Annotated in this window: 11 protein-coding genes and 1 pseudogene; 7 read left to right on the forward strand and 5 right to left on the reverse strand. The window is 64.1% G+C overall.

What is annotated here, in order from left to right:
* Positions 1-77 precede the first annotated feature (77 nt).
* Positions 78-1,352, reverse strand: a complete 1,275-nt coding sequence (locus tag INT29_RS07300; RefSeq protein ID WP_193071236.1) for an MFS transporter — start codon at positions 1,350-1,352, stop codon at positions 78-80.
* A gap of 182 nt (positions 1,353-1,534) precedes the next feature.
* On the opposite strand from INT29_RS07300, the pseudogene INT29_RS07305 reads away from it, so the two are divergent.
* Positions 1,535-2,679: pseudogene (locus tag INT29_RS07305) on the forward strand (low temperature requirement protein A).
* A 16-nt stretch (positions 2,680-2,695) separates the two neighbouring features.
* On the opposite strand, the gene INT29_RS07310 reads toward INT29_RS07305, so the two are convergent.
* Both INT29_RS07310 and INT29_RS07315 read right to left on the reverse strand, forming a co-directional pair.
* Entirely contained in the window at positions 2,696-3,040 is a 345-nt protein-coding gene (locus INT29_RS07310; RefSeq protein WP_193071237.1) for a hypothetical protein, read from the reverse strand.
* On the reverse strand, positions 3,037-3,648 hold the full coding sequence (locus INT29_RS07315) for an ArsR/SmtB family transcription factor (protein ID WP_193071238.1): 612 nt from the start codon (positions 3,646-3,648) through the stop codon (positions 3,037-3,039). Before INT29_RS07315 ends, INT29_RS07310 begins: the two co-directional genes overlap by 4 nt.
* A gap of 93 nt (positions 3,649-3,741) precedes the next feature.
* On the opposite strand from INT29_RS07315, the gene INT29_RS07320 reads away from it, so the two are divergent.
* The 4 genes from INT29_RS07320 to INT29_RS07335 are packed head-to-tail and all read left to right on the forward strand — an operon-like array spanning position 3,742 to position 7,112.
* The gene (locus INT29_RS07320; protein WP_193071239.1) at positions 3,742-4,866 is read left to right on the forward strand and encodes a M4 family metallopeptidase; all 1,125 of its coding nucleotides are present in this window, start codon (positions 3,742-3,744) and stop codon (positions 4,864-4,866) included.
* Positions 4,863-5,252: a hypothetical protein gene (locus tag INT29_RS07325; protein WP_193071240.1), complete on the forward strand. Its 390-nt coding sequence runs from the start codon at positions 4,863-4,865 to the stop codon at positions 5,250-5,252. The genes INT29_RS07320 and INT29_RS07325 overlap by 4 nt, the downstream gene beginning before the upstream one ends.
* Before the next feature lie 49 nt (positions 5,253-5,301).
* Entirely contained in the window at positions 5,302-6,222 is a 921-nt protein-coding gene (locus INT29_RS07330; protein WP_101574383.1) for a tryptophan 2,3-dioxygenase, read from the forward strand.
* A 47-nt stretch (positions 6,223-6,269) separates the two neighbouring features.
* On the forward strand, positions 6,270-7,112 hold the full coding sequence (locus tag INT29_RS07335) for a PaaX family transcriptional regulator C-terminal domain-containing protein (RefSeq protein WP_226831184.1): 843 nt from the start codon (positions 6,270-6,272) through the stop codon (positions 7,110-7,112).
* A gap of 15 nt (positions 7,113-7,127) precedes the next feature.
* Here INT29_RS07335 and INT29_RS07340 read toward each other — a convergent pair whose 3' ends face one another.
* Complete coding sequence (locus tag INT29_RS07340) at positions 7,128-7,898, reverse strand: alpha/beta hydrolase (RefSeq protein ID WP_193071242.1); 771 nt, start codon at positions 7,896-7,898, stop codon at positions 7,128-7,130.
* Complete coding sequence (locus INT29_RS07345) at positions 7,895-8,689, reverse strand: SGNH/GDSL hydrolase family protein (RefSeq protein ID WP_193071243.1); 795 nt, start codon at positions 8,687-8,689, stop codon at positions 7,895-7,897. The genes INT29_RS07340 and INT29_RS07345 overlap by 4 nt, the downstream gene beginning before the upstream one ends.
* Before the next feature lie 176 nt (positions 8,690-8,865).
* Here INT29_RS07345 and INT29_RS07350 point away from each other — a divergent pair, with 176 nt between their 5' ends.
* Positions 8,866-10,146, forward strand: coding sequence for an amidohydrolase (locus INT29_RS07350; RefSeq protein WP_101574294.1), 1,281 nt, complete (start codon positions 8,866-8,868; stop codon positions 10,144-10,146).
* Positions 10,143-11,885, forward strand: a complete 1,743-nt coding sequence (locus INT29_RS07355; protein ID WP_193071244.1) for a threonine/serine ThrE exporter family protein — start codon at positions 10,143-10,145, stop codon at positions 11,883-11,885. The genes INT29_RS07350 and INT29_RS07355 overlap by 4 nt, the downstream gene beginning before the upstream one ends.
* Positions 11,886-11,889 lie beyond the last annotated feature (4 nt).

Below are 11,889 nucleotides of genomic sequence, written 5' to 3' on the forward strand. Positions count from 1 at the left end.
CCGTTCATCACCAGCCTAAACGGTGTGCTCGTGTTCGAAGGGCACAGATCGGTAGGCGCAGATCGGCGTGGCCGCGATCAACGGCGACGTCGGCTGGGCAGGCCGATCTTCTGGGACCAGATGAGCGCCCACACCGCACCGAGTACGGCGAAGAGTCCCGGGAAGAGGATCCCGACCCGCAGCGAGGTGACGGTGATGACTAAGGAGATGAGGGTCGGGCCCGCCAGTTTGCCGCCGTTGGAGAAGATCGCCCAGATCCCTAAGAAGCGGGCGCGTCCGATCGCCGGTGACAGGTCTGCGCCGATCGTCATGTTCACACCAGCTCCCAGCCCGTTGCCCAATGCCATGACCGAGGCCGCAGTGATCATTCCGATCAGGTCCGGACGCAGCACCATGACGATGAAGCCGGAGCCGAAGATCGTCAGGCAGGCCACCAGCGTCGTCGTCCGGCCAAGGTGATCCTTGATGTAGGCACCAAGGAACATGAAGCCCAGCTCGAGTCCGGCACCGAATGCGATGAGCAGGGAGATCGAGGATTCGTGCATCCCGATCTCAACACCCCAGAGCTGAATCACCACGGGCTGAGCCGACCGGGCCACGGTGAGGGCGATGATCGAGATCCCGATGAGGACCACGGCCTTCCACCTCACCTCCAGCGGAGGACGAGGGGGCTTGCGTGCGCTCGGTCGGGCCGCCTCGGCGAGGGTGGGATCCGTCGACGCAACAGCCGTCGCACCGGAACCGGCAGTCGCCCCGGAACGAGCAGCCCCGCGGTCCGAGTAGCCGGGGATGTGGGCGATGGGCAGGGCCATGACGAGCATGGCGGCCATGGACGCGGCACCGGCGAAGACGAAGACCGACCACAGCGGGAAGACGAGCATGAGGCCGGCGCCGACGATGGGTCCGATGAGGTTGCCCACCCGCTGCGTGCCGCCCAGCGCGGTCATCGCCTTGGCCAGGTCCTTCGCCGGCATCACCTCGGCGACGACGGCCTGCCTGGCCAGGTTCCACACATCGGCGACCGGGGCGAAGAGCATGAGCGCGATCGTGTAGACGATCAGGGAGGCCGAGGAATCCCAGATGAATGCCGCGACGATGCCGGCGAGGACGATGATCGCTGTGATCGTGGCCACGAGCATCGCCCGGAAATCGCCGAGGCGGTCGATGAGGATTCCCGCTGGCACCGTTGCCACCAGAGATACCGCACCCATGATGCCGACGACGGCGGCAGCATACGAGGAAGTCGACCCCAGGTCGAGCGCGCCGAGGACCACGATCGGAAGAATCGAGCCCAAACCCACGGCGAAGAGGAGTGAGGGCGCGAGGATCGGCCACAGGATCGGTTTGAGCACCTGACCAGTCTAGACGTGTGAGATGGCAGGGGTGGTTGCTGTCCGGCGTCTACACTGTCCCCAGCGAAAGTCCTCGGCCTCGTCCCGACTACGCTCCCAATCCCGCCCAACTCAGCCCCTATGCGAAAGTGATCGACATGACCAGTGCGGCGGCGCTTCCGTCCAGATTCCGTCTCGTCCCGATGCGGCCCCGTGACCCCGGTGAAGAAGGCCGTGCAGCGAGTTCGCTCGAACTCTTCTTCGACCTCGTGTTCGTTATCGCGGTGTCCATCGCCGCGTCTCACCTGCATGACACGGTCACGGCCGGCCACCTCGGCGAGGGCCTGGCTAAGTATCTGATGATCTTCTTCGCGATCTGGTGGGCGTGGATGAATTTCACGTGGTTCGCGACCTCGTTCGACACCGACGACTGGCTCTACCGGGTGATGACGATCGTGCAGATGGGCGGCGTGCTCATTCTGGCGGCCGGCATCGGGCCGGTCTTCGCCGACGAGAACTTCCTCATCCTGATCATCGGCTACATCCTCATGCGAGTGGTCATGATTGCGCAGTGGCTGCGGGCTTCACTGCATGCGGGTCGTGCCCGTCGCGCGACCGTTATCTACGCGTGCGGAATCGGCATCGTGCAGGTGCTGTGGGTGGCCTGGATGATCATCGACGATCGCATGATGTCGACGCTGGTCTTTCTCATTCTCGTCCTCGCTGAGGTGGCCATCCCCGTCATCGCGGAAGCGCGGGGAACGACGTCCTGGCATCCGGAGCACATCACCGAACGCTATGGCTGCTTCACGATCATCGTCCTCGGCGAATCCATGCTGGCCTCGGCGAACGCGGTCTTCGGGGCCTTCGAGGACAGTGAGGACATCGTTTCACTGGTGTCTCTGGGCGTGCTCAGCCTCATCGTCACCGCGGCCATGTGGTGGATCTACTTCTGGCCGCCTCACCACCGGGCCATCGGCGGTCTCGGCGGTTCGGCTACGGCCACTACGCCATCTTTGCCGCTGCAGGAGCATTCTCCGCTGGCGTCGGCATCGAGGTCGACTCGCAGTTGGGCAACAGTGCCATCGATCCGGACCTCGCCACCTTCATGGTGTCTGTGCCGATCGCGGTCTTCGTCCTCGGCGTGTGGATGCTGGCGATCAGGCCCAGCGCCGGTGGGGTCGTGAATGCGATCGTGCCGATCTGTGCGGTCCTCGTGCTGTGCGATCCGCTCATCCCGATCCCGACGTTCCTCACGACCTTCTTCATGGTCATCATCGTCATCACGCTTGTTGTGGCGTCGCCCAAGGGGGACAAATCATCCACCGGCGCCGAGGTGAGGGCGTGAGTCCGGGAGTCTGAGCTCAGTACGGGAAACCAATGAAGTGCTTCATGTCGTGAGCCTTCGCGTCATCGACTCTGCGGGCGATCTCGTCGGCGCGGGCTGCTGTGGCGCTCGCCGTTCCAGCCGAGGGGTGGAGGGCATGCCTGCGGCCGAGGTTGATCAGCCACGCGCCGAGGCGGACCAGAGCGCGGTCGATTCCGTGGATGGGGTCATCGGAGACTTGTGACTGCGACTGCGTCTGGACCTGTGCGGGAGTCGGGTCGTCAAGGAAGATCTCGCGGGTGATGGTCGTCGTGCGTTCGACGATCCTGCCGGGCCCTCGCTGGAAGTCCGGTGGTCGGATCGGGGTGATGAGGGTGCTCATGATGGTGTTTCCTCTCCATCGGTCAAGGGGAAGGCGTTGAACTGGATCTGCACGGGACGGGATCCGGGATCGTTGCGGCCGCGGTACTTGTCGATGACCGTTGCGACCATGCGGTAGAACTCGTCGGTGATCTCCTTCAGCTGATCGGGCGTCAGACGCACATTGCTCGTGTGCACCTGCGAGACGTCAGCCCATTCGTCGCTCAGCTGATCATCCGTGGTGAGGACTTCGACGAAGTCCTCAAGCGTGCGGGTGCCGTTTCGAGCCCATTCGCGCAGAATGAAGCCAGCCGAGGCGCTCGCCGCCGGGTCTTCCTTCGACGATCGGCGCTGGATGTCGATGGCGCCAGGGGAGCGTTCCCACCACTTCTCGCGTCCGCCGGAGGAACTTTCGACCTGGCGGATCAGGTTGTGGCGGGCGAGCTGACGCAGGTGATAGCTGGTCGATCCCGTCGATTCGCCGAGCCTTTGTGCCAGACTCGTCGCGGTCTGCTTGCCGTGTTTCGTCAGTGCCTCATAGATCTCCACGCGCAGCGGATGGGCGAGCCCCTTGAGTGCTGCGGTTCCCAGGGTCCGAGGATTTGCTCCGGTGTTGATCTCGTTGCTCATAATGCAAAGATACACTTGCAAAGAAAGCTTTGCAAGGAAAAGTTTGCATGAATTTCTCATTCGATGCACGGGCGGAGGTGGCACCCTGGTCATATGAGTCTTCGACATGTCATTCCGCCCTACCTGCTCGATGCGATCGCCGAACGCGGAGGCGAGAAATTCCCTCGAGCCGCCCGTGCCGCACGCAGTTGTCAGGTTTCCGACGAGTCGTGTCGCAGCCTGCGCGCCGAGGGGCTGCGCTATACGCCGGTGGCCAAGCTCGGTGAGGGAGCGCAGGGCTCCCAGGGTACGATGCACTCTCAGGTCATCGGTGCCGGCGCTGGAGTCAACCGACTCGTCCACGACGCGCAGGGCACCGAGACCCTGCCCGGAGTCCTCGTTCGCAGCGAGGGGGAGGGGGCGGTGTCCGACGAGGCAGTCAATGAGGCCTATGACGGGCTCGGAGCCTCCTATTCCCTCTTCGCTGAGGCCTTTGAGCGCAACTCACTCGACGGCAAGGGGATGCCCCTCATCGCCAGCGTCCACTACGGCCAGGACTACGACAATGCCTTCTTCGACGGACGCCTCATGGTCTTCGGCGACGGCGACGACGAGGTCTTCACCGGGTTTACCGGGTCGCTGTCGATCATCGGCCACGAACTCAGCCACGGCGTCATCAGCCACACCGCCGACCTCGAATACCGCGGGCAGCCCGGCGCGCTCAACGAGCACTGCGCCGATGTGTTCGGGGCGTTGACCGAACAACACGATTCCGGGCAGAACGCCGAGGATGCCACCTGGCTCATCGGTGCCGGCATCTTCACCCCCGAGGTCACCGGTAAGGCACTGCGTTCGATGCTCGAGCCCGGCACGGCCTACGACGACGATGTCCTCGGAAGGGATCCGCAGCCTGATCACATGGACCGTTACGTCACCACGGAGTCCGACAACGGCGGAGTCCACCTCAATTCCGGCATCCCCAACCGCGCCTTTGCGCTCGCCGCCACTGCCCTCGGTGGTCCAGCCTGGGAGACCGTGGGGCAGGTGTGGTTCGCAGTGTTGACCGGTCCCGATATCACCACCCGCACCGATTTCGCGGGCTTCGCAGCCCTGACCATCGCCGAGGCGGTTGCGGCCTTCGGCGAGGGTTCCGATGTTCACGACGCGCTCGTCCAAAGCTGGGGCGCGGTCGGGGTCACGCGGGGCGCGAATCGAGGAAACGTGGGGAGCAGCTGGTGAACGAGGACGGCTTGAGCGGCAGCAGCCAGCGTGGTGGTGATGGCGGGTACGGTCACCTCCTCGTCGAACGCAGCGGTGGAATCGGTGGACTCCTGCTCGTGTGGGATCTCGATATCGACTCAAGCGAGCACCGGGACCGGATCGGACCGCAGGTGGCAGAACTTCCGTGGCAGGGTGACTCGAGCTCACAGTCGGCGGCTGCGGGCGCGGAAGCCGGGTCCGGGGCGAGTCCTTCTAGTCAGGCCGACCGGTATGTCTATGCGATCGAAAGTCGCTTCGGCCTGGTGCGCTTCGGCGAGGCCGAGATGCCGGGGGAGTTCAAGAGCCTCGTCGAGCAGGTGCGCGAGATCGCCGCTCCCGAACGGCGCCGGCCCGGAGCAGATTGATGTTGCAGGTTAAGTCCGTTCGGACGAATAATGCAATAAGATGATCGTCATGACTCATGATGACTCCACTGCTGCCAAGAACGAACGGGATCTTGAAGAGGGGATCCATACGGACCTGCGGTCGACGATGACCTACAGCTCCTACCTCAGCCTCGACCGCCTGCTGAGCTCCCAGCACCCCGTAAGCGAACCTGTCCACCACGACGAGCTGCTGTTCATCATTCAGCACCAGACCACGGAGCTGTGGTTCAAGCTCGTCATCCACGAACTCCTCGATGCCCGCAGGCTCATTGCCAACGATCAGCTGCAGTCGGCGCTGAAGCGCATCGCACGGGTCAAACACATTCAGAAGACCCTGACGGAGCAGTGGTCGGTTCTCGCGACTCTGACGCCGAGCGAATACGTCGGCTTCCGCGATGAACTCGGCCAATCGTCGGGTTTCCAGTCCTGGCAGTACCGGGCCGTGGAATTCCTCCTCGGCAACAAGAACGCCGGCATGCTCCAGGTCTTCGATGGTGAGCCCGAGGCCCGGGCGCAGCTCGAGACATATCTGCACGAGCCGAGCGTCTACGACGAGTTCCTGCGTGCACTCGCCCGCCGCGGTCTCCCGGTTCCGCAGCGGCTGCTCGACCGAGACGTGTCCGTGGCGCACACCTTCGACGAAGAGCTCCTCGATACCTTCCGGATCATCTACGAGAATCCGCAGGACTACTGGTTGGAATATGAGAGCTGTGAAGAGCTCGTGGACCTGGAGGAGAACTTCCAGTTCTGGCGCTACCGACACATGCGCACGGTGCTGCGGATCATCGGAATGAAGCGAGGCACCGGGGGATCGAGCGGTGTCGGGTTCCTGCAGAAGGCCCTCGACCTCACTTTCTTCCCCGAGCTCTTCGACATCCGCACCGGTATCGAGAACGGCCCCGGGACCGCGAATGGATCAGGAGCCGCGAATGGCTGTCCGGGGCTCTGAGTCCGATCGTCGTTCTCGATCACACTCCCGGCAACCCCACTTCTCTGCTGCGGACCTTCGTCGGACTCCACCTGCGTGACCTGGGCGGGTGGATCCGGGTTGGTGCTCTGCTTGAGCTCCTCGCCACCGCAGAGGTCTCGAACTCCTCTGTCCGCAGTGCCGTGTCGAGGCTCAAGGGCAAGGGCCTGCTCCTTCCCGAGAAGCGGGGAACCGTGGCCGGCTATCGTTTGGACCCTGCCGCCGTGACTGACCTGGAGCGCGGCGATCGGCGCATCTTCACCTACCGCGGTCAGAGAGATGACGAACCCTGGTGCCTCGTGTCCTACTCCCTGCCCGAGGTGGATCGGCCCAAACGAGTTCAGCTGCGCCGAGAACTCACCGGCCTGGGCTTCGGAGCGGTCACCGACGGGCTGTGGATCGCGCCCGGACATCTGCAACCTGAGGCTGAGGACGCCCTGGAGACCCTCGGCGTCCGAGAACGAGCGACGATCTTCATCACGCAGACACCGCTGACGGCCGAACCCTTCGCCCAAGCGGCCGCTAAATGGTGGGAACTGGACACCTTGGCCGCTCGACACGAAGAATTCCTCGACCGCTACGACCGCTACGACCGCTACGACCGCTACGACGGCTACGACGGCTACGACGGCTACGACGGCTACGACGGCTCAGCACGGCAGTCGGCCTGCGGACCTTGGGAGGCGTTCGTCCTGTGGCTGCGCTGCGTCGATGACTGGAAGACGATCCCCTATGTCGATCCGGGCCTTCCGCCCAGCGCCCTACCCGCAGACTGGCCCGGCATGCGAAGCGTTGCACTCTTCGGACGTCTGCGTGCCGCGTACTCAGAACCTGCACGCGCTCACGTCAGGAATGTCGCCGCCGGCACCTGATGCGCACAGACCAGCTCAGCCCAACAGCGTCTCGACAACCAGCGGGAAGTAAGACGATTCGGGGTCGACGAGGTCCGCATGATCGGCGCCCTCGGCAACGGTGACGCGCGCCGGGAACGTCCGTGAGAATTTGATGTCAACCGTCTCATCCAGGTCCCCGTGGACGATGAGCAGATCCGCCCGAGAGGGAATGAGCAGCACCCGTGAGCGCGGGTCCTCACGCAGATACGGTGCCAGATCCGTCTCCGGCGGCGCACCCATGTAGTCGAGCACCGCGCCGTCACCCAAGCCGTGCGCAACCTCCCGGAACAGATCGGTGATCGGTGCCAGGGGCCGCAGCCGGAATTCGGGGCCGTCTTCGTTCAGATGGCTCGCCCAGGCCAGCACCAGGCAGCCACCGGCGGAGTGGCCGGTCACGACGAGATTGCTCCGTGCCGCAGCGTTCACGCCCCACTCCTTCAGCGAGCCGCAGGCGAAGGAAATGGCGGCGGTGACGTCGTTAAGACAGTTGGGCTGCCCACCCGAGCGCCGGTATTCGATGAGCACGCACAGCACACCCGCCTCGGCGAGGGCAACGGCCATGGGCCGGGCATGGGCGAGATCGGTGCGCTCACGGAAGTATCCTCCGTGGATGAGGATCACCGTCGCCGAGGCGGTGCTCGGGTTGCCGTGGACCTCAAGGAACTGATCGGGCTCGGGTCCGTAGTCATGCCGGTTGGCGGTCCGCTTCGAACCCAGCTCGGCACCGGCTGCACCGAGAGCTGCGAAGCGTTCGTCCTGACTCATTCGGGTTTGCGCACGGGCGTCAGATCGGGAAGCTTCGCGTCGAGCTGGTCTCCAGAGGACTGACCGCGCAGGCGTCGACCCACCCAGGGGGCGAAGTGCTCACGAGCCCATTTCGACTCCTCGCTGACTGCGCTCCGGATCGGACGCGTCGGTCTCGCCGGCATCGCAAACCCTGTCACGGGCAGGGAGTGTCCGCTTTCCAGGGTGGCCAATGCCTGCTCGGCGACGAGGTCGTGGCCCTCGGGGGAGAGATGGATCCGGTCATCGGCCCAATTGTCGCCCGCGTAGAGCGGGCGCAGACCCCAGACGTCTATCATGTGGCAGCCGTGACGCTGCGCAATCGACCACAGGTGGGAGTTGTAGATACCCACGCGTGGACGCACCGCGCGGATCAGAGGTGAGCTGATCTCCGTGTCGAAGCCGTTGCACATGAGCACCTCGATGCCGGCTTCGCGGAAGGCGACGACGGCGCGTTCGAACTGATCGGCCAGATCATCGATATCGGCCGTCGGGCGCAGACAGTCGTTGCCGCCGGCGCAGAAGCTGACCAAGTCGGGTTTGAGATCGAGGGCCATGGGCACCTGCTCATCGATGATCCGATCGAGGAGTCGGCCGCGAATGGCAAGGTTGGCGTAGGTGAGCTCGGGGCTGCCGATAGGGGAGTCGACGAGTTTGCCGGCAAGACGATCAGCCCAACCCAAGTACCGGTTCTCTTGGTTGGGATCATGGTCCATCAGCCCTTCACTGAACGAATCGCCGATCGCGACATATGACGTGATGGTCTCGAGCATCGGTGTCCCTCTCTCATTGATTCTCTGACTCCGAACTATACTGAACCGGCCTCGTCGAGCTCAGGTGGGACCGCAGCAGATGTGGGCGGCCCTGCGTCGTGACCAGTGCTGATCGCCTGGCGTAGACTCGCATCGAGACGGATCTCGTCCTTGAAGGTCACTGCAAGAGGAGCACAATGTATCGTTCGGTTCCGGTTCCCGAGATCACCGATTTCGCTATCACCAATGCTCGGATTCTGCCCATCGCAGATGCCGACGGCAGACGTGTCGAACCGATCGAATCCGGTACGATCCTGGTCTCGAACGGCACGATCACCTCGGTGGCATCCGGCAACGATACAGCACAGAATCTGCCCACCGGAACGAAGATCATTGATGCTGAGGGACGCTGGGTGCTGCCCGGATTCATCGAAGCCCACGGCCACCTCGGCGTTCATGAAGATGGCGAAGGCTGGTCCGGTGACGACACGAACGAGATGACGAATCCCAACGGTGCCGGCGTGCGTGCCCTCGACGGCATCGACCCGAGCGACCTCGGCTTCAAGGACGCGCTGCGTGGAGGTGTCACCTCGGCGCTCATCAAGCCCGGATCTGGCAATCCGATCGGCGGACGCACCGCCTTCGTCAAAACCTGGGGGCGGATCGTCGACGAGATGCTCGTGACGCAGGACCTGTCCGTGAAGTCCGCACTGGGAGAGAACCCGAAGCGCGTCTACGGCGAGAAGAACGTCACCCCCTCCACACGCATGGGCACCGCGAAGATCTTCCGCGATGCCTTCGTCGATGCACAGAACTACCAGGCGAAACGGGCCCACGCCGAAGCCGAAGGCACACCCTTCGAACGTGACCTCGTGAAAGAGACCCTGGCGGATGTCCTCGACGGCAAGCTCGCCTTCGACCAGCACTGCCACCGCGCCGATGACATCGCCACAGCCATCCGCCTGTCCGAGGAGTTCGGCTACCGCCTTGTCATCAACCATGGCACCGAGGGCCACAAGATCGCTGACTACATTGCCGATAAGGGCATCGACGTCATCCTCGGGCCCCTCATGACCAGCCGGTCGAAGGTCGAGCTGCGCGACCGCACCCTGGCGACCGCGGGTGCACTGGCCAAGGCCGGGGTGCGCATCGCCCTGACCACCGACCACCCCGTCATCCCGATCAACTTCCTCATCCACGAAGCCTCCCTGGCAGTCAAGGAAGGCCTCGACCCTGTCATCGCGCTTGAGGCGCTGACCATCAACCCGGCCGCGATCTTCGGACTCGATGACCGTGTGGGCTCACTCGCCCCGGGCCGCGATGCCGACCTCGTCATCTGGTCCGGTGACCCACTGGACCTGAACTCCCGCGCCGATCAGGTGTTCGTATCCGGCCGCAAGGTCTTTGAATTCGACGCCGCAGCCGGTACTGCCGATGTGGCGGACCCATTCGGCCCGACTCTCATCAGTGAGCCGTGACGGACGACAACACAGAAGAAGCACCCACCGCCGAGGTACCGGTCGACGCCCAGTCGTCGTCCGGACCTGAGCATGGCTCGAACAAGCCAGAAGCCGGATCCGCGGCGCTGCAGGAACTGCTCGAACTCTCCCGTCAGCAGCGGCTCGAAGAGCTGCGTGAAGCACCGACAGGGGCGCTGCCGTCCGAGGGCCTCAGCCCCGCGGGCCCGAAGTCACCGAAGACGACGACGGCCAAGTCGAAGCCGAAGGCCGACCATAAGGGTGCCTCTCAGCGGGTTGCTCAGCGCGTAGCCAGACGCACCGTGGGCCGGCTCGTCTCGGGCACCTCGGTCAACACCCAGCCGGTGCCGATCGTCACGGCGCTCAAAGGCAGTCCGTACAAGGCGCCGGTGCAGGCCAGCGAACCTGGTGAGGAAGAGGCCAGGATGGTCCTCGACCTCGCGGCCGACATCGCTGCGATCATGATGCGCGCCGGCGCGGGCACCTCCGATATCGAGGTCTCCGTCATCGCGGCCTGTGCCGCGTTCGGGCTCACGACCGCCCAGGTGGACCTGACCTCGAACACTCTGACCGTGCACTATTCGACCTCCGATGGCCGTCTCATGACCGTCATGCGCGTCAATCGGGGCGAGTCCATCCACTTCGCGAAACTGGGTTCCGTGCACAAGCTCGTCACCGATCTGGTTGCAGGGAACCTGGGATTCAACGAGGCCAGGAGCCGTCTGGATGCCATCAGGTTCCAGCGTCGGCCCTATCAGGAATGGGTCGTCACCGGCGCCTGGGGAATGATGGTCGGCAGTCTCGTCGTGCTGTTGGGCGGTGGACCGATCGCCGCGGGCCTCGGAATCATCATGTCGATCATGATCAGTCAGGTCGGCAGACTCATCGGCCGCACCGCGTTGCCCAGCTTCTTCATCACCGCACTGCAGGCGGCGATCGCGACACTGGTGGCGATGGTGGCCGGTAACTTCGGCATCATCCAATCACCCCAATTTCTGGTCGCCGCCGGCATCGTCCTGCTCCTGCCCACACAATCCCTGTATTCCTCGGTTCAAGATGCCCTGACGAACTTCCCGCTCACCGCGGCCGGGCGCATGGTGGGCGTGGTCCTGACCCTGGCCGGCATTGTCTCGGGGCTGGCCTTGGGGGTTGTCACCGGCGAGGCGATCGGGCTCGACCCGATCGAAGTTCTGGTGCCGAAGACGAATGTCCACGTCATCTCAGCGATCGTGTCGATGGTGGCCGCGGCTGTCGTAGCCATGGCCGGCGTCATCGCCATGCAGTCGACGAGGCGGTTCATCCTCCCCGCCGCATTCGTCGGTCTCGCCTCCTACATCACGATGACGGCGCTGACGATCATCGCCATCGACAACGTTCTGGCCAGGCTGCTGGCCTCGACCGTGACAGGCTTCCTGGCGCGGCCGCTGTCGCTGCGCTTGGGTGCGCCCGCCATCGTGCTCATGATTCCCGCGATCTACACGCTGCTGCAGGGTCTCTCGATCTTCACCGCCGTCTATCAGATCGTCGCCGAATCGGCGACGACTTCCTTCGCGGTGGGACTGTCCGTGCTGTTCACTGCGATCCTGGCCAATGCGGCACTGGCCGTCGGCGCTGTGCTCGGCAGCTACCTGGCCCGGCCGCTGAAGAACCTCAAGGCAGATGCCGTAGAGAAGAAAGCCGAATCCGCGCGCTCGAACGAATCGACGATTGCCTTGGACACGGTCGAACCCCGCGACTGAGGCA

Origin of the sequence: Brevibacterium sp. FME37 (genome assembly GCF_014897485.1) — a bacterium.
Taxonomy (GTDB): domain Bacteria; phylum Actinomycetota; class Actinomycetes; order Actinomycetales; family Brevibacteriaceae; genus Brevibacterium.